Below are 19,632 nucleotides of genomic sequence, written 5' to 3'. Positions count from 1 at the left end.
TATTACAACCACTTTTGTTTTATTGAATCACTAAACTATAAATTCTAAATAGGATAATAAAATAAATTAGAGAATTACATTGTAACACATATATATAAGTTGTTAATATTAAAATTTAAAACTTTACTATTTTTCATATGCAATATTACATGCGAAAAGCCATAATTTTTTTGTTATACTATGCATGTGGATTTTTCATCCAAAATCCACCCAAACGCATATTTATGTATATGCCACCCTAATTGATGAAAGTGAGAAGAGTGTTTATCATTTTTCTCACTTTTTTATTTAGGCTCTGTTAATATTGATTATTGATAAAAAGTATTAAATAAGGGAAGACACCTTAGAGTTGGTGCTTCCCTTATTTGTTGATTATTCAAATCTAAAATAGGTATTTTCTAAACCTATTCTTTGCTTTAATGTTCTGCCCAAAGCATAATTATTTGGTAATTCTTTTTCAATGACACAAATAATATAACCTGCTTTTCCTGTTGTTAAATTAGTTAGTTGTAAGTAGTTAGTGTTGTCGTAGATATAAGAAATAATATATTCATAGAAATTATTTTCTTTATCTTCTCTATTCATACCAACATTGTACAACCTAACTCTTGCTCCTACCCAAATTTCCTCATCATCATCAACATTACTTAAAGGCATCCATTTCGAGTTATCCAATATTTCACCCTTTTCTTAATTCATTCGTTTATACACGAATTTTGCTAGACACAAACTATCATAAGCATCCGTCATTTCATTGATTAGACGACCACCAACAGAGAAAAAAGACTCAACATAGCTTTTTACCCATTGAAACACTTGCTCTTTTAGTTATTTTTACATTTTGAATCTACGAAAATGAATTCCCTTATAAAAACTCTAACAGAGAATGTTCCCTCCAAATTTCACCTAGGGAATTATTTGTTTTCCAAAAAACCTGCCAACATCTTTATCAACTCATTTTAGAATATTTAAACAATAATTCCATATACATTACCTGCATAAATTATTCATTTTCTTTTATATAAGACCTACCTTTTTACTTTTGGTAGATTATTAGACATTGGATTATTATACATAAACCCCAAAAACATGCGGTATTTTGTAGAATTTTGTCTATCAATATGTATGTACACCCTTTTGTAGTGGATATAGACTGTGAGGTGTAAGGAGATACCTTACAAAATAATAAAAAGGAGATTATAGAATGAGTAGATTAACAAAATTCTCAAAGTTAGTATTTGCAACTTTAATCGCGGGAAGTAGTCTAAGCACCTTTGTTTCGTCACACAGTGTACAAGCTGACACCTTAGATCCTAATTACCAAGACAATGTAAAATTCATACCACCTTCTAGTGCTAGGCCAAAATTGGAACAAAAAAACACTATTGTTCCAGAAGCAAAAGTTGTTAAAAACCATTATGTAAAGTACTCTAAAGCACATTTCCAAACTAAAGAAAGTATACCAAAAGAGATTTATTATTCTTCAGAAGGCTTTAAGGGCTATATACAGGCAAGTACCGTTTGGGATATGGGAGATCATTTCGCAACACTATATTCCGGAACCGTTATTCGATGTTAGACTTTTAATCCATTCTCCCCTAATGCTTAAAATGATTAATAACTCACTGCCAATACTTTAATATCTATTGTTCATAAAATAAACCACAAAATCTTTCGATTTCATGGTTTATCAAATATAAAGATAATGCTAAACGAATACTCTAACATTACCTTCCCCAAAGTTAATTATAGAGTATTTTCAAAAAAAAGACACTCTTGTAGTGTCTTTTTTATAGTATTTTAAAAAGAATTCCACCTACTAACACCTTTTTGTTGCGCCTATTCGTTTATTTCAATATGATACTTTTCCATCTCGTATATGCAATAGACAATGATAGCTAAACTCCAACTGACACTATAATAATTATGTGTGTAGAAGTCATAGCCCGCTTTAATACCTTTCTCTATTACAACTAATGTAAATCCTAAAGCCACCCATCTGTTAATTTTCATCTTTATAAACGTTAAAGAGATAATTATTAAAAATAAAATATTTGTAAGATGATTTATCATTAGCTCATATTTTTGAATGTATACTGCCATTATACAAGCAACGATATTAGTCGCAATGCCAAAGGCAATCACCGCTCCCCAAACCCTGTCCGAAAGTCCCACTCCTGAGTCAGTCCCTTCCTAAACAAATATCCCTTTCTTTAATTCGTTCCTACACCCTATTCAAGATATGCTAAATTATCCTTGTCTGATGAATATCTATTTATCTTTTCATATAGAGCAAACAAAATTTCTACTCATAATTTTTTCTTTATTAGACAAACTATGTCTAAGCCGTTTGAACTAGCGGCTTCACTCTTCTGGTAATGGGATAGCACAATTTATTGAATTGACTAACTCATTCAACCCACTGGCACCGGCAGGCAACAAAATAGTTGTCTGCCATTTTCATGTATACTTTTTCTAATTTCATTTCAAACCAAGTGTGTGCTGTACTGATTTCAAAAGGACAGAATTTCATTTTTTAAAATGTAAAAAAGATAAGGTCCTGTCTACTTTTGGTATAGGACTTTTTCTTTTCACACATACTATTTTTGAACCTGTTTACCAATACGTGTCCTAATGGTGTCTTGAATTCCTCCTAAAAAGGGCTGCAGATACGACTGCATGCCCTTTTATTTACGTTGCTTCTCTATATTGAATAAAATAATTAAAAACTAAAAATGTAATATTACATATTTTTTCTGTTCAGATTATGTTAGGATTTACTTCGTAGTCGAATTATAGTTTCGTATCTAATTCAGCAATATGTGAACTGTTTACTTAAAGAAAAGACACCCAAAAGGTGTCTTTTCTTCTTTTAATCTAAAAAACATTTTTTCTTTTCAGTAAGATCCAATTATCCCTCTAACCTAAACCTCATAATTAAAGGCAATTTAATCATGGTACTCAAGAGTTTTCATCCATTTCAATATACCTATAGCTTAATTTAAAATCACATTTCCAGCACTATATTTGCTTTCCTACAGATTTTCTGTCTTGTTCTTAATTCTGTCAAAATCCTCATGTAGCTATACAAAGAATATATGCTACTATGATATTAAGAAACTATGCGTTCCCTTAACCCTGTATCCGGCCCTGTATTTATTACAGGGTCTTTATTTATTTTATTTACTTTTATTGGCTTATAAGGGTTAATACACAACCAATTTCAATTAAAATTGTTTAAATGTTAGTTAGAATTTGAAATAATATATCTATTAACTTTTTTAACAAATGTAATCTAATATTAAATTTCTAAATCTATACTGTACTATACACCAGTTAACACTATATAAATAGTATTAACTATCTTAATTGAATATTAGTAATAGTAAGTATAAATATTATCAATTTACTACATCTTACATTTATGTAAAAATAAATACATGTTAAGCTTTTTCAAAATCTTTCCCCTAATAAAGATTTGAAGTAGCATTTCATGATTCTCCTTACTGTTAATATGCCTTGAAAAAGAACCCTATAGGGTTCTTTTTCTTCTCATTATAACCTCAGTAAGTCCATGCAAAAAGGACTGCTAATTATTAGAACATTGCTTCATTTTCAAAGAAACAAAAAAAGGAATCCTTTACGGATTCCTTTTTGCAATGCACTCTTTTTCAAATGGTACATTTTGTACCTACTTTTAGTATAACTTATAATCCCTATAAGATAAATAAGATTAAATTGAATTTACTTCATTTATTTTCATAAAAGTATATAAATCTATAAATTAATACTACTAGGTTCACTTCCAAAAGGTTTGTATTTTTTCAATAAAAAGAATACATTATACTTCTTTATAATTTTACACTTTAGGTTTATCTGTTAATGCAGTAATAATCCTGTCCACTAAGTCTTCTGGCATCCATTCATGATTTGTATCATTCGTTTCATTTGGCCCTAAAGAATCAATAAACTTTTTAAACTTTGGAAATAAAACAATAGAAGTGATCCAATGTATCGTATGATTTATGGAGAAGAAATGAAAAACTCCTTGCTTTTCACCCTCCTGTAATATTTCTTTTAACTGTTCAAAATTACCTATGAAATACGGTTTAATCTTTTCTAATCGTGCACTTTCCTTAATAATCTCCTCATATGCCAATGATCCAATTTCAGGGTTCTCTTTTATATGTGTAGTAAAAACCGTTAAATAGTCTCTAAGGGCATTGATAGGATTAAATTGATTCTTCTCAAGAAAATTGGGTAGCTCATTAGCAAGACCATATTTCTTAAACACCTCATAATATAGGTTTTCTTTCCCGTTAAAATAGTAAGAGGCCATAGCAACATTCACTTTCGCTTCTTTTGCAATTTCTTGTATGCTCGTACCTTCGTAGCCACGCTCTCCAAATTTTTTCTTAGCAGCCTTTAAAATATTTTCCATCGTCTGCTCTCGAGATTTCCCCATTTCACACACCTCAAATAGTATATATTTCACTTCAAAAGCCCAATAAGGACTTTGAATAGAGTATCTTTTTAATGAAATTTAATTATATATTTAAAGTGGTAACTTAACAACCGATGAAGTTCTGATTACTTTAAACAATATCCCCTTGCGTAATGTCAATAGCTTTCAAATACTTTACGCTCTTTTCTAATCGAGTGAAAGTCTGGACAAAAAACATCTAATATTATCTTAACTTCGTGTGCAAACAAAAAAATAATAAGGACCAAAGTTTATCTATTTTATAGATAAACTTTGGTCCTTTCATTACATTATACAGATTTAAAATAAACTCGTATATTGATGAGATAATTATCCATCAATCGGCCATCATTTACTGACTAGATCTGTTTAATCTCGATATAAGGTCCTTTAATGTTTAATTTGTTAATATCATTAGAGATATTGCCTACAGTTGATTTTTCATTAAAAGTATAGACCTTTTCACCATTTACAAAGATACCCCAATCTTTATCTTCGTAACTGATACCATAACCAGCATTGCTAGATGTAGCTTTAAGTTGATTTCCATTCATTGAAAGAGATAATTTCCCTTTTCCTTTGTTAAGTTTATCATTCACGCTGTTGATACTATTCATTTGTTCTTCAAGGGCTTTTTGGTTATCAAGAGTAACTTGATGGTTTTTCCAGTCTAATTTATAGTGGTTCGTAAAGAATTCATTATATGTATCTTTATTATTTGTTCCCCACCATTTTGAACTTACCCATTCGATATTGTACTGATCTGAAATTCTACGATTTGTTATTTTTAAATCTGATGTAGTTTCTGTTTTATCAGCAGTAATAACCGCTACTACGTTTGGAGAAAAACCATATCCTGTTAAAGCTGGTACTGTATCTTTTGAAACAAAATTATTCGTTCCTTCATTATAACTACGTGATTTCATAAATAGTTGATTACCATAGAAAGTATTGAATGAATCACGATTATAAATTCCCCACTCTGGGAAGTTAAATGATTGGAATCCTACTTTCCAATTTAATTTTTTATCTGTGTGAGTCTCTAATACCGTTTTATAATCTACTTGATCATAAGATACACTTTCTTTCCAAGCAAAGCTACCTGTGATACTTGCATCGGCATTTGGCCCTTTATCATTTACTCCTACTTTAACACTTCCACCAAGTGTATACCCTACCTCCGAAGTGACCTTTGCTGAAGTCATTGTATTAACTGGGGCAGCTTTATGGAATTGAGCACTATCACCACTTGTTATTTCTGCTTCAGTATGATAGGCTGATGGCCATTTTAAACCTGCGTTATAGTATCCGCTATTAATTGTATATTTAGCATCTATATTACTACCATCAGTGGTAACAATTGCAATCTTTTTATCTGCGTAAGGATCCTCAATAAAAGAAACCTTTATTGAATTTTTGATATTTTGCTTCATGTCATAAGTAGTTTTAAAACTATTATAGACCTTCCCACCATTTTGAAGATTTTCTACAGTTCCTTTAGAATCTGCAAATGCAGATGTTGCTTGTAAACCAAATGATCCAGACATAATAACGGACGCTACCGCAACGCATTTAGCTATTTCTTTTGCTTTTTTCATACAGACAGCCACTCCTTCTTAAACATTTAAAAGATATAAATATATTATTTCTAGTTCACAAAAATAGAGATATATTCATAGCCATACAATATAGAAATTCATTAACTTTTATGACACTAACTAAAAACACATATTTCACTAATCTTCCTCTCACTATTATTGATAACTATTATCAACATTATTAAAACATAAAATAACGATTTAAACAACAATTTTAAAAAAATTATAGAATTCTTCATTTCGAGAATTACTATATTTTCAATTACTTATTACAGCCTATATTCAGATACATTATTTCCTTTCCATTCATAATAATCTAAAATTCCTTCATAAATGGCTTCTGCTGCAATTTGTCTGCCATTTTCCGTAGATAATTTACTGTAATCAATACCATTATCTATAAATGCCAGTTCCGTCAACACAGCTGGCATGTCATTTTCCCTTATAACATGAAGGTCTCCATGTTTAACTCCTCTGTCTCGTGTTTGAAGTGCCTCTACTAAACGTGTTTGAATTTTTTCCGCTAAAACACGACTTTCTTCCACATGAGGATTTGTTTTTTCAGATTTAGAAGATTTATAGTAATATGTTTCTGTCCCTTTTGCATTACCATTAAAAGCATTTGCATGTACGCTTATAAAGATATCACCCCGATTTTTCTTAGCAAATTTAACACGTTCCTGTAAAGAACTTTTTTGATCATGTCCTGGTCTATTATCAGATTGACGAGTTAATAAAACTGTAAATGGTGTATGCTTTTCAAGTAATTGTTGTAGACGTAAAGAAGTGTCTAGTACAATCTTACTTTCAGGTAATCCCTTTGTGGATTTCCCAGGATCTTCGCCACCATGTCCAGGATCAATAATAATTGTTTTGCTTTCTAATGGGTTTTTTTGACGATGTTGCATCATATCTGTTTTTGCAGTAAGTTGAGCAGCTTCAGCACGTGTTATAAATCTATTTGGTTGCCAACCGTTCTCAGTACCATTGGAAATTTTCAAACCGATTAAAATATTGGCATATTTTTCTCCCCAATGCCCTTTTAAATCTTCAAATTTAACCTGCTCATTATGATTTGGTGTGCTTTGTAGTTTATATGCATTTACTAGCATCGTAGCCATAGCAGCGCGAGTTACTTTTCCGGATGGATTGAAGATTCCATTACCCTCACCTTTAACAATACCAGCTTTTTCAGCAGCAGCAATATACGGAGTCGCCCAGTGGTTTTGTGAATCTGTAAATGATGGTTTTGCATTAGAGTCAATTTGTAGACCTAAAACTTTTGTCATAATTTTTGTAGCCGAAGCTCTGTCTAATGAGTCATTTGAACCGAAAGTTCCGTCTGGATAGCCATTCAATACCTGTTTATCAACTAAATAATTAACGGATTTGTCCGCCCATGCAGGAACATCTGGGAACTTATGAGTATTTGCAAATGTATTAGATGAGTAGGATAATAGACTTCCAGCAAGAATTCCTGTAGCAATTAATTTGTATTTCAAAATGTAACACCTCTATCAAGTTATTACAATTTGGTAAATATATCATTTATAATTAATCTTTAAATAATACGACCTTGAATAAAGAATAGATTAAATTGTTCGTATTACTATATAGCAGATAATGAATTTAAAATAGAACTATTACTCCAAAATAATCCTCGGACACACACTTATAGATAGAGATTATTAAATATACTCACCAACATTGTGTAACCAGTATAGTTACTTATACATACGAGTGTCAATTAAAATAACCTTACACTTTTGTAAGATAACCACCTTAATAGTAAACCAAGTAATTATTAAATAATATAAACAGTTACTTGATATAATAAAATAGCAGTCTTAAATTTTGAGCAAAGACTAATTATTTTGATAGGAGAATAACTTATAACAACCACATTTTTAACAATGCTTTTGAATCCCACTTTACTCTATAATTCTCTGTTATATCCCAACGTGAATGCTCCTATAATATAGTCAATTGCTGCAATGAATACTACAACTTATAATATTGTATTCCCCCAAAAAACATCTCTAGAAGTCACCGAAAGTGGCCTTTATTAATACACCCACACAATCCATCTTTTCACTCCCTTAGGACATCCTCAAATTTTACAAGGAACGAAAAAAGAAGAGGGATACCTTCCCTCCTCACCAATGAAATTAAAAAACACCTTAATTTATATCCCCTACCTTTTACAATCTCACTTCTATTGCTAGCCAGTTTAATTCTTCAATTCTATTTTCATAGATTCATATATTCTTCTAAGGTCTGCTTTTGTTTATATAGTTCTTAACAGAAAGAATGTATATCCTTCTATTTGTTTGACATCATTAAGATGCTCACAAATAGAAATAAATTCTATTCCTATATATAGATAAACAATCTAAAAATTTATATAATAAGATTAGAAGTGTAGCATATTATTATTGAAGGGTCTTGGTATAATGCTAGGCATTAATGTAAAAAAAACAAATGAAGAATTAATTATTTCATGGCAATTGGCGGAGATTACAATTCCATTACGTGATGTGATTGAGGTTACCGAAGATGCTACCTATGCTGGTGTTGAAGAAGTAGATGTAATACGTATTGGAACATCTTATGGGAAAACAGACCGTATTTTAATTAAAACAGTAAAACAAAATTATGTATTGTTTACTACAAATAAAGTTGCTATTTTAAATGCCATTCACGCTTAAATATAGGAGTCTTCTTGGCTAAAATGATAAAAATAAGCACATCTTGTTATAAAAACAGATGTGCTTATTTTTTAATTTCTATGCATTTTTACGTTTTAAGAAAATCACTCCACCAACAATTAACAGTAATGCTCCTGCAGCCATAGAGAACCAACTTGTAAGATTAGTACCTGTTTGCGGTAACCATCCAATTTTAGATTGAATTTCTTTCTTAGGTTGTGGTTGTTCTTTTACTTGCTCGTTAGGTTGCTCTGGTGTTGGCGTATTTTTATCTGAATTTGGCTGTTCTGGTTTAGGTTGTTCCGGCTTTACCTCTTTAAATTTCACTGTTTGTCCCTTATCTTCAATTTCAGCGTGAATAGCTACTAATATATTATCTTGATACAGTTCTTCAAATACTACTACTTCTTTACCTTGTAATGCAGAAGCATTAAATGTGAAATCTAGTGTGATAGAACCATTCTTCTCTTTAGCAATAAACTTAGATTCTACTGTTACTTCTTTACCCTCAACTAATAATGGCTTGTTTGTTGCTTTATCCATCAGTTTACCTTTTACAACATACTCTTTACCCGCGATTAAGTCTTTGTATTTCACTTTATCTTGGATTGTTACAGATTTAGAAGCGTCTAACTCTTTAGAACCATCAGCTTTGTTTGTTGCTGTCGTTTTTACTGATGGCTTAACGAACTTAACTGTTTGACCTTTATCATTGATATCAGCATGTGTCGTAACAACTTTTCCGTCTTTCAGTAACTCTTCGAATACTACTACTTCTTTTTCTTCTAAACCAGTTGCATCAAAAGTGAAATCTAGTGTAATAGAACCATTTGCTTCTTTTGGTGTAAACTTCGTTTCAGCAGTTACTTCTTTACCATTTACAACTAATGGTTTATTAGTCTCTTTATTCATTAATTTACCTTTTAAAGTGTACTCTTTACCTACTTGTAGGTCTTTGTATTCCACTTTATCTTGGATTGTTACAGACTTAGACGTGTGCATTTCTTTTGTACCATCTGTTTTATCAGTAGCTGTTGTTTTTATTGAAGGAATCTTTTCATCTTTGACAATGTGTTTAATGATTTGACCATTCTCTTTAATTTCAAAAGAGAACGTTTCTTCATTTAATACATAACCTTTTGGTGCAACAGTTTCTTTATATGTGTATTTTCCAAATGGTAACTTTTCAAATTTAGCGATTCCTTTATCGTCTGTTTTTCCTTTTACTACTTCTTTTCCTGCTTCGTTATAAATCGTAAATTCTGCATTTGGAAGCTTGTTATTTCCATCAGCTACATCTACCTTTGTAATTTCTAGATCACCTTTGATAAGATGATTAACTGCCAATAGCTCAATAATCTTTCCATGTTCCTTTATTTCGAACATAATCGGTTCTTTAACAAGAACGTAACCATTTGGAGAAGCCTTTTCTACAAATGAATATTTACCATACGCTAAATCTTTGACGTTAATCTCACCATTTTTATCTGTCTTATATTCCCCAACTACTTTTCCACTTTCATCTTTCAATTCAAATACTGCACCTTCTAATTTTTTACTAATATCTTCATTATCTACTTTTAGTAATTTTACACTACCTTTCACTTCGGTATTTTCCACTGTAAAAGTAAGTGTTTTATTGTGCTCTTTAATTTCAAAAGGATACTTTGTTTTATTTCCAATATATCCATTAGGTGTTTTTGTCTCTAAGAAATAATATTTACCATACGTAAGACCTTCAACGTTTGCAATTCCATTTTCTTTTGTTACTACTTTTTTCACTTCTTTTCCATCTTCAGTGAAGACTGTGAATTCAACATTTGGTAAAATCTTTCCTGAATCACTAAGCTTTTTAATTTCGATGCTACCTTTTACTTTGTTATTTACTATTTGGACAGCTCCTGTTTCTCCTGTCTTAACTTCAATAGTTTGTGGTTTATCATCTGAAACATAGCCTGTTGGTGCTTTAATTTCTTTTAATGTGTAAGTACCAATTGGTAAGTTGTTTAATTCTGCCATACCATCAGCACCAGTCGTGATTTTTCCGACTGATTCATTATTTGCATTAAAGACCTCAAATACTGCACCAGCTAAAACTTCTTCATTTTCTCCAACCTTTTTAATTTTTAAAGAACCAGCTGCTTCCCAATTTACTGCAAGATCACTACTAAGCTTTTCTTCATTTCTCTCTAATAGTACTGTAGCATTCTGAACAATATCCGTACCACGGTAAGCAATTGCTTGAACTTTAGTTAAATTAGCAGCAACACTTAAATTAAATTCACCCGTTTTTGTATTCTTAGGAATTTGGATACGAAATTTTTCTCCAACTGAAAGCTGATCTTTCACTTCTCCACTTTCACTAACAATTCTAACTCCATTAGGTGCATTTTTCGCTACTACCTTATAAGAACCACTCTTAGCATTTGTTTGTACTGAATATAGATTTGTTTCGAAGAATTCACCCTTTAATTCTGCTTTTTGCTTTTCAGCAGGAATCACATTCATAAAAACATCTTGAGTCTCTTCACTATTATTAGCATTACTAATAATAGCCTTAGCTGCTTTTTCAACATTTTTATTCTCATGTTTTAATTCATTTACATCGAGTTGACCTAATGCATTCCAAACCGCAAGTTGCGTTGCATAATGCGCTTCATTTTTATTAGCTACTCCCAGCTGTTCAGCACTTTTTTGCGGGAAACCATTTAATAAGACTCTATATACTACATTATCTGTTTTCCCCATTTCAGGAAGATCTTCACCATTTGGTGATTTTAATCCAAGGGTTAAGCAATAAGCAATTTGACCACTTGAATTTTTAATCATTTCAGTGCGAATGTACTTACCTAGACTATTACTATAACTCCAGTCCATTGAATATTTCTCATGCGTCATAACCTCTGCACTAGCCCTAGGTAAAAATACATTAAGGAATAATGCCAGTACTGATAATAATGTAAAAACTCTTATAATAACTCTCTTACCCAATTTTGTAACCTCCCTAGAATAAATTAATCCGAGTATATATCGCAATATCTAAAACATTCACGATCGACCCAATTATCATTATAAAACAATAAATTACAAATATTAAATAATTTTAATAAAATAGTCAAAAAATTTACACATTTTATTATTTATCAAGTTTTTTAACGAATTTACTATATACAAATTCTAAAACACGCCTACAATTTAAAAGACAAATATGTATGTTAAATATATAAATAGCAATTCCTTTACTCCAGTTATTAAGCTTTCCCCTATTAAAAATATCTTCTTCATTTTCTTGTTAACCTGAGTAACTTATACACCTCTTCTAATCTATTACACTCCTCCATTTAAATATAAAGGTGACTTCTCGTTCAAAGAATAAAGTGAAACTTTAATCCTCCCGATTCCCATCTAACTTCCTTGCTTTCATTGAATTTTTGGGCGGGAGTCTTACTGCCCCAAAATAGCGGAATATATTATGCAATATTGCATTTGATAATCATTTTCACTGTAACTATAATGATTACAGGGTTACTATTAATCCAATATTCTACATGGAGGTTTTATTATGTTTAAAAAAATTATTGTATCTTCTATGGCGCTTACTATGTTCGGTGGAGCTGCAACTATGCTAGAGGCACCTACTGCTCAAGCAGCTTCTTATAACTCAACGTCATCCTCTTACTTTGATGTCACTCCTGAAGAGGCCGTGGCTTTCTATCAATCTCAAGACTATAAAAAATTAAAAGTATTTTTGGATGACTTTGAAGCAAGAAACCCTTATACTCCAGGTGGAGGCTACGCTCAAGGGAGTGTACGTATGCAAAAATTCAACGATGCTCTTAGAGATGCAAAATTAACAAATGTCTATCAAGAATTTATTAGAATCTCATACTACAATCATTATCCAGAACCAAAATAATAACAACGGATTAAATGTTTATTATTTCTATAACTTAGCCTAATTTTAAATGTATAACCTAAAAATAATTACTAAAACCACTCATATAAGGGTGGTTTTTCTATTTCCCCATATAATTTAGCGGAATGTTACATCATCTTTATTTTAATATGTTTTATAGTAGACATTCTCTAGTTGACACAATCTAGTAGGTTAGCAATGGGAATTTCAAAATATATTTATAATTATTTTCTGTTTAATAGCAAAAAACGAACACCCTCTCACAATTAGATAAGGTGCTCGTTTTCATTTTTATCGGTAATTCTCAATTCACTTTAGCTTCTTTCCAATAAGTAAAGATTAAATTAACTTAAAAACAAAGCGTTTTAAATTTAATTCATAGATCTTACTGAAACTTGGAATTGCCCCTTAGAACCATCATCATTTGAAACGTAAATTTTATATGTTCCATTCGGCAATGGAGATAAAGCATTCCGTACATTTGTAACATTAATTTGTTGTTCTCCAGGTTTTATATAACCACCAACAATTAGCTCTGTATTTGGACCTTTTACACTATATCCCATTGTATTTTGACCATTATTTTTCATAGAAAAGCTTAAGTCAGTACTCCCATCATATACGAAAGAAGTTACAGCCTCGCCACTATAATCCATTGTTTGGGTTAATAATAAGTCTGCAGAAACATGTTCAACTACATGAATTGGATCATTCGTTTTGTGTACTTCTTCAGCATAAGTATTATTCCCTAACACACCAAGTGTTAATGCTGAAACTACTCCACAACTAAGCACTAGTTTATTTAACTTCATTTTAAGTTCCCCCTTGATGTTTGTATTCTATTACCATCATACATCCTTTTTTAAGTGCGTTTTTATGTAATAATTCATATCTATAAACCTATATATTTTAACTTTCCGCCTTAATAGTTATTGAGAAAGCCACATAGATAAAGCTACAATATTACACTTCATAAAAAACTTATAAATTTTAAAATCTTTTTCTAACAAAGTTTTATACGAGGAAGTACCAAAATACTCAAATAAATAGCATTTCTATTTCAGATAAAATGTACTAATAAAATTTTTCTAAAATTTCACTTTGTAATTTGATATATTCCATGTTAATATAACGAAGGCTACAAAACAGGAGTCACCACACATATCATTTTCACAGAATATTCATACTTAAAGAACCTTATTTTATCAGTAACTCAATCCCAATTTTACCTATACAAAAGTTAGTTTATAATTTCATATGCACATGAATTTAAATAGATTTTTTATCTATTATTTTTTCTATTTTCCTTATCGATTTTAATACGAGTAATATAACAGCACTTTTCAAGTACCCTTCCTTTTTAGATAAAAAGTCTACTAATACTAAACATCTTTGTCCAACTCATACATAATTCTACTTACAAACTATCGGAGATGCAAAACTATGGGAATTTCTACTCTTTTATTAAATACCTTTATTATAATAATTTGTATCCTTAGCTATCACGTACTCTGGCTAGAGTTTAAAGAAAAAATAACATGTAATAATATGTTATTTTCTATCCTTTCCTCCATTGCTATTATTTTTTGTATGACTTTTCCTTTTCATTTACATGTGGGATTTATTTATGATTTACGTTTTATTCCTATTATATTAGTTTTTCTATATGGAAATACAAAAAACATTGTTTTTATAGGAATTTTATATCTTTCTTACCGGTTTTACTTAGGCGGAAATGGCGTTCTTCCATCATTTATTATCTTCACTATTATTTTGGGTATAACAATGCTCTTTCGTTACTTATTACCTATGTATTTTAAAGAAAAAAAGATATTATTAAGCTTACTTCTTATTTTAGTATGTACAGCTTCACTTTCTATTTGCGGTATTGTAACTCAAATAAATACAGGAGGTAAAATAGACTCTACTCTCATAGAATTTTTATTAAATTATATAGTCATTAATATTTTCACAGTATTATTATCAGTTTATTTTATAGAGGAAATGATTGAGAAATATAAAATGAAAGAAAAACTGCAACGGGCTGAAAAATTTTATATAGCTAGCGAACTAGCAGCGTCAATTGCACACGAAATCCACAACCCACTAACCACGGTACATGGATTCACTCAATTATTAAATGAAAAACATGCCTCTAAGCTATCTCAGGGGCAATACTTAGAAATCATGTTAATTGAAATGCAGCAAATACAATCTACTATTAATAACTATTTATCTTTAACCAAACCACAGAACACCCTAAAAGAGAAAATAGATATTAATCACATTTTAAATCAGGTGAAAGATACTATTTCACCACTCGCTCTGTCATACAAAGTTGAAATCAAACAAAATAGTACAGATTCCTTTTATATAAATGGGGACCCCGAAAAATTCAAACTCTGTCTAAACAACATCATCCAAAACGGAATTGAGGCTATGAAAAATGGTGGATTATTACAAATAAATATACAAAAAGTAAAAGAAAATATCATAATTGATATTATTGATTCAGGAATTGGGATGTCATCTCAACAAATAAAACGAATTGCTTTGCCATTCTATTCAACAACAGAAAAAGGAACTGGGCTTGGTACTATGATTGCTTATAGTATTATTAGAGAATTAAACGGAGATATAGAGATAGAGAGTGAATTAGGTAAAGGGACACGTTTTTCTATTAGTATCCCTTGCTAACGTGATAACAATTTTCTATTTAGTTAATTACATAAAAGGATCAGAGTATATCTATTGTTACAGATATACTCTGATCCTTTAGTTTAATTCAATTAAAAACACTTAATATTTATAACTTTTCTTACATCGTGATGAAATACTAGTTCATCGATTTTATCTCATTTACTGATTAGATTTGTTTAATGTAAATATAATATCTCGCGATACTTAATTTGTTATTATCATTAGGGACATTTCCTGCAGTTGTTTTTTCATTAAAGTACAGACCTTGTGCCATTCATTGAAAAAGACAACTCCCTTTTTACTACTTCACTTCCACCGTATAATTCCCTGTTCCACCACCATACTGATACACATGTAAATAATACTTCCATGGATATGTGTAGTAACTACCTACTAGTTTATTCCCTTGTTGCTGAGCATACGTAACATAATTATTTAAATCTGCTTCAGAATAAAGTACCCAGTTCATTCCGATATTATTTTCATTCGTTACGTTAATTTGAAGGTTTTTAGCATTCTCCACATTAATTTCAAAGAAGTCACTTGTATCGCCATTTCCTAAACTAGCACGTAAAACTTGATTTAACTGCAGTTTGTTTGCTGTTTGGAATGAGTTATTCGGTTCTTTTTCTACACTGTTATCTTCTTTCTTTTGAACAGCTACAGTCGCTGTAGCAGTATTAGTATTAGTTGCTCCTTTATCGTCTGTTACTGTTAATTTAGCCGTATACGTTCCTTCTTTTGTATATACGTGAGTTGGATTTTGCTCATTACTTACTGCTCCATCACCAAACTCCCATTTATATGAAATAATTTTCCCATCTTCATCTTTTGATCCGTTGCTTGTAAATGAAATTGCTTCATTTACATTTCCACTATACGGACCGTTTATAACCGCAACTGGTGCTTTATTCTCTGCCCCTTCTTCCGTATTAATACCATGGAACACAACATCATATTCAAATTGTCCTGATGCATTCACGCGATAATTTACGAAGTATGCTGTTACTGTTTTATAGCCTGTCCATTCCTTTGCAATTAAACGTTTTAACGTATCATTAACGTTTTGTGTAATTGTTTTCCAATCTTCATATTCTCCTTTTGCTGCAGTTCCTGTATATGTTCCTTGTAGTGTGAATGCATTAAAGAACTGTGATTTATTTTTCTTCACTGATACATTTTTCAATTTTGCTTCCGCTGTTATTTCTGCTGCAATATCTGAAACTGGCTTCGATGCATGATTCGCTAAATAATCGTCTGATACTAATGGCACATTATATTTCTCACGATTATCAACTAACATTTGCATATAGTCTTGATATTCTTTATTTAAATTCGCATCTTTACTTAATGTAGAGCGATATGCATCATATGCTGTTACATCATTTTTCCTAATAAGATCATGTATTTTATCAAACATATCATATCTCTTATTGTACATATACGATTGTAAAGCAAAGGAATAATTATAGAAATCCCACGTTCCATACTTTGCATTTAACGTTCGCTCTGCCGTATAACGCTCTGCTGGGTTTGAAGATAACCCTCCTATAATACTCTTTCTCGGTACAACATTATCCGTTCTCGTTGCCCCTGCAAAAAATTCAGCATTTCCTTCTTCAAACCAAGATAATCTTTCATTTTCATATATTTTTCCTTGTCCCCATAACCCTGGTACTTCATATCTACCTTGTAAATAATGCGTGAACTCGTGCCGGAATAATTCTTCTAAACTATAAATACTTTCTTCTGGCGTACGCTCATAAGTAAAGAACGTACCTGTTCCTTCTATATAAAGACCACCGTTATTCGTTTCATATCCGTACAATTGACGATTAAATTGATATTCCGCTGGGCTATTATAAATAACCATCGTTAATACATCATCAGGATTTCCTTTTTCTAAAGGTTGATCACTTTCAACCGTACGATGGAATTGTGCCTTCACTTCTTTTGCCGCCCAATATAAACGTTTTACTTTTTCTTCTGTCACTTTATCTCCAGCTTTTAAAACAATTGCCCCATCATCAAACGTATACGTTTTTGGCAAATATTTTTTCTTTCCATCTTCTCTTATTTGATCTAAATTCACCACTTTACCATTTGCATCTTTCCCGCCATAATTCGTTGCAATTTGCTCAGCAGCTACGAAATATTGCTCCCCTAAATATGGATATATTTTCATCGCATCTGTTACAACTTGTAACCCTTTCGTTCCTGTACTATGGAACGTACCGAGTCTACCTGTATAATAAATGCCATTATTAATAAGCCAACCGGTTTTTGCTGTAATCGTTCCCATTAATGCAAAACGACTTAATTCATTAATATAACTATCTATTTTCTGATACCATACTGTATCTTTCGGTGCTTTCCTCGTATCGTACAAATACGATTGAATATCGTAATCAACACCTTGCATAATATCGTAAATAGCATTTCCAGCTGAAAGATTATCTACTAATGTAGAAAAATTATCATTATATTGTTTAAAAATCTTTGCAGCTGATGTTATCGTTTCCACATCACTCGAAGCGTTTCCTATTAACTTTCCGTATGATGATACCACTCTATTTTGCTCTAATGTACCCAGCTTGAAATTTGAATTGTTAGCTATCGCTTTTAATGCAGGTAAGCATTTATCATGATAACTCCGTTCATTTAATTTACTAAGTTCCGAATTATAAAATCCTAAATAAAATCCTGAACGTAATACCTCCACTAATGTCTCAATCCCTTTTGAATCATCCTTCGTATAGGCTTGTCCTTGCTGCTTCAATTTATCAATAATCGCCTGCATCCTACTATCATTTTGATAGAATGCTAGACTGTCTGTATTAAACTGAAATAGCCCCGTAATTTGCTCCCAATCAATTGTTACAAGTAAATCTACTAACTGCTGATTGCTTAATTGATTTAATTCAGCAATTGTATAAGTTTTCGCTACAGCTAATTGCTTACTTTCTTTTTTCACCTCAGGTGGTCTTTGTGATAAATCGGCAAATTGTAGCCTTTTCTCAAAAGACTTGCTTTCGAGCACTTTCGATGAATGAGCTAATTCTTGTACTGGTAGTTGTACACCGACTGGCTCCATTTTGAGCACATTTCGATAAGAAACTTGCTCTCCCTTAGTATCTTCTGCCAAACTTCCCCCTTGAAAACTCCCTAACATTAAACTAGCAAAACTTACCCCTACTAACATTTTCTTTGAATAGCCTTTCATGCTCTCCCCTACCTTACATTTTTAGTGTCCCGCTCCATTATTTTACTATTTTTACTTTTTGTCCTGTATTGAGAAAAAAATAAGGTAACGTTCACACATGTATCCATTCCATGTAAAATTAACGCTTGACTTTCCGTGCATTTTATATCAAAAAAAGATAGATAATAGCAAAATTTCTGCTACATCTATCCTCGTTTTCAACACTATGATTTTAACTTTATAAACGTAACTTCCGGTAATGTTTGCATATGCTGAATAAACTCATTCTTTTCTTCTGACGATATATTTTTCAGTTGCATTCCTACCTTATAAACAGTTTCTGTACCTTGCTGTGAAGCTTCCACCTCATATGAGAGTATTGGGATGCCTTTCACTTGTAGTGTTTCTAATATTTGTTGTATCGCTTCATGTTTATTTACAAACATTTGCACTGTTATATTTTGTGGAAATAAAAATTGCACCTTAAAAATACGACTTACAATTTCTAAACCAATTAAAACGAGAATCGTCGCTCCAATGCCTACTACATACATTCCCGCTCCAATTGCTAATCCTATACCGGCAGTAGCCCATAAACCAGCCGCGGTCGTTAATCCTTTCACCGCCTGCTTTTGAATAATAATTGTGCCTGCACCTAAAAAACCAACTCCACTAACGACTTGTGCTGCAATACGACTTGGGTCTAGAGACATATGCTCTTCAAACACAATATCTGAAAAGGCATATTTCGAAACAACCATTATTAACGCACTTCCTACCGCTACGAGGAAATGAGTCTTTAATCCAGCTTCTTTCGATCGAATTTCTCTTTCAATACCAATCATTGCTCCTAACAAGCCAGCAACACCGATTCGTATAATAAAATCAAAATCTACACTCACGGGCACTTCCCCCTTTCATTCATTATAGATAGATAAAACAAAAAATATCACAAACATCCATTTATCAACATGAAGGAATACCACTAAAATACACTTAATACTCCGGCCGTTTTATGTTAATAT

Annotated in this window: 13 protein-coding genes; 4 read left to right on the top strand and 9 right to left on the bottom strand. The window is 31.4% G+C overall.

Annotation, left to right across the window (positions count from 1 at the left end; genetic code table 11):
* Positions 1-372 precede the first annotated feature (372 nt).
* Positions 373-657, bottom strand: coding sequence for a hypothetical protein (locus MR168_RS02060; protein ID WP_002024558.1), 285 nt, complete (start codon positions 655-657; stop codon positions 373-375).
* A gap of 547 nt (positions 658-1,204) precedes the next feature.
* On the opposite strand from MR168_RS02060, the gene MR168_RS02055 reads away from it, so the two are divergent.
* A complete protein-coding gene (locus tag MR168_RS02055) occupies positions 1,205-1,579 on the top strand; it encodes a hypothetical protein (protein ID WP_000088960.1) in 375 nt (124 codons plus the stop codon).
* Between the two features lie 260 nt (positions 1,580-1,839).
* On the opposite strand, the gene MR168_RS02050 is transcribed toward MR168_RS02055, so the two are convergent.
* The 4 genes from MR168_RS02050 to MR168_RS02035 all read right to left on the bottom strand — a co-directional run bounded on the left by MR168_RS02050 (position 1,840) and on the right by MR168_RS02035 (position 7,583).
* Complete coding sequence (locus MR168_RS02050; RefSeq protein WP_000524431.1) at positions 1,840-2,175, bottom strand: hypothetical protein; 336 nt, start codon at positions 2,173-2,175, stop codon at positions 1,840-1,842.
* A 1,684-nt stretch (positions 2,176-3,859) separates the two neighbouring features.
* The gene (gene hlyIIR / locus MR168_RS02045) at positions 3,860-4,465 is read right to left on the bottom strand and encodes a hemolysin II regulator HlyIIR (RefSeq protein ID WP_242291181.1); all 606 of its coding nucleotides are present in this window, start codon (positions 4,463-4,465) and stop codon (positions 3,860-3,862) included.
* Positions 4,466-4,842: 377 nt separating this feature from the next.
* Positions 4,843-6,081, bottom strand: a complete 1,239-nt coding sequence (gene hlyII, locus MR168_RS02040; protein ID WP_016123131.1) for a hemolysin II HlyII — start codon at positions 6,079-6,081, stop codon at positions 4,843-4,845.
* A gap of 269 nt (positions 6,082-6,350) precedes the next feature.
* Complete coding sequence (locus tag MR168_RS02035; RefSeq protein ID WP_000875660.1) at positions 6,351-7,583, bottom strand: N-acetylmuramoyl-L-alanine amidase; 1,233 nt, start codon at positions 7,581-7,583, stop codon at positions 6,351-6,353.
* Positions 7,584-8,534: 951 nt separating this feature from the next.
* Here MR168_RS02035 and MR168_RS02030 point away from each other — a divergent pair.
* Positions 8,535-8,789 (top strand): SunI/YnzG family protein, encoded by a 255-nt coding sequence (locus MR168_RS02030; RefSeq protein WP_025708935.1) that lies wholly within the window; start codon positions 8,535-8,537, stop codon positions 8,787-8,789.
* 78 nt (positions 8,790-8,867) lie between these two features.
* Here MR168_RS02030 and MR168_RS02025 read toward each other — a convergent pair whose 3' ends face one another.
* On the bottom strand, positions 8,868-11,780 hold the full coding sequence (locus tag MR168_RS02025; RefSeq protein ID WP_086411873.1) for a VaFE repeat-containing surface-anchored protein: 2,913 nt from the start codon (positions 11,778-11,780) through the stop codon (positions 8,868-8,870).
* Positions 11,781-12,351: 571 nt separating this feature from the next.
* Here MR168_RS02025 and MR168_RS02020 point away from each other — a divergent pair.
* Positions 12,352-12,705, top strand: coding sequence for a hypothetical protein (locus MR168_RS02020; RefSeq protein WP_000473483.1), 354 nt, complete (start codon positions 12,352-12,354; stop codon positions 12,703-12,705).
* Between the two features lie 371 nt (positions 12,706-13,076).
* On the opposite strand, the gene MR168_RS02015 is transcribed toward MR168_RS02020, so the two are convergent.
* Positions 13,077-13,517: a hypothetical protein gene (locus MR168_RS02015; protein WP_000773522.1), complete on the bottom strand. Its 441-nt coding sequence runs from the start codon at positions 13,515-13,517 to the stop codon at positions 13,077-13,079.
* A gap of 631 nt (positions 13,518-14,148) precedes the next feature.
* Between MR168_RS02015 and MR168_RS02010 the strand changes: the two genes are divergently transcribed.
* A complete protein-coding gene (locus MR168_RS02010; RefSeq protein WP_086411874.1) occupies positions 14,149-15,402 on the top strand; it encodes a sensor histidine kinase in 1,254 nt (417 codons plus the stop codon).
* 304 nt (positions 15,403-15,706) lie between these two features.
* On the opposite strand, the gene colA is transcribed toward MR168_RS02010, so the two are convergent.
* Positions 15,707-18,628, bottom strand: a complete 2,922-nt coding sequence (gene colA, locus MR168_RS02005; protein ID WP_242291180.1) for a collagenase ColA — start codon at positions 18,626-18,628, stop codon at positions 15,707-15,709.
* Positions 18,629-18,831: 203 nt separating this feature from the next.
* Positions 18,832-19,509 (bottom strand): MgtC/SapB family protein, encoded by a 678-nt coding sequence (locus MR168_RS02000; protein WP_000109719.1) that lies wholly within the window; start codon positions 19,507-19,509, stop codon positions 18,832-18,834.
* Positions 19,510-19,632: the final 123 nt, after the last annotated feature.

This window comes from Bacillus cereus group sp. BfR-BA-01356 (assembly GCF_022663635.1).
Classification (GTDB): domain Bacteria; phylum Bacillota; class Bacilli; order Bacillales; family Bacillaceae_G; genus Bacillus_A; species Bacillus_A cereus.
Note: the sequence above shows the minus strand (reverse complement) of the source record. Positions and strands in the feature narration are given on the sequence as shown.

Excerpts from the sequence above, each read along its gene's own strand:
- hlyII (WP_016123131.1), bottom strand. The coding sequence starts at position 6,081 with ATGAAAAAAGCAAAAGAAATAGCTAAATGCGTTGCGGTAGCGTCCGTT.
- hlyIIR (WP_242291181.1), bottom strand. The coding sequence starts at position 4,465 with ATGGGGAAATCTCGAGAGCAGACGATGGAAAATATTTTAAAGGCTGCT.
- MR168_RS02020 (WP_000473483.1), top strand. The coding sequence starts at position 12,352 with ATGTTTAAAAAAATTATTGTATCTTCTATGGCGCTTACTATGTTCGGT.
- MR168_RS02030 (WP_025708935.1), top strand. The coding sequence starts at position 8,535 with ATGCTAGGCATTAATGTAAAAAAAACAAATGAAGAATTAATTATTTCA.
- colA (WP_242291180.1), bottom strand. The coding sequence starts at position 18,628 with ATGAAAGGCTATTCAAAGAAAATGTTAGTAGGGGTAAGTTTTGCTAGT.
- MR168_RS02055 (WP_000088960.1), top strand. The coding sequence starts at position 1,205 with ATGAGTAGATTAACAAAATTCTCAAAGTTAGTATTTGCAACTTTAATC.
- MR168_RS02010 (WP_086411874.1), top strand. The coding sequence starts at position 14,149 with ATGGGAATTTCTACTCTTTTATTAAATACCTTTATTATAATAATTTGT.
- MR168_RS02015 (WP_000773522.1), bottom strand. The coding sequence starts at position 13,517 with ATGAAGTTAAATAAACTAGTGCTTAGTTGTGGAGTAGTTTCAGCATTA.
- MR168_RS02060 (WP_002024558.1), bottom strand. The coding sequence starts at position 657 with ATGCCTTTAAGTAATGTTGATGATGATGAGGAAATTTGGGTAGGAGCA.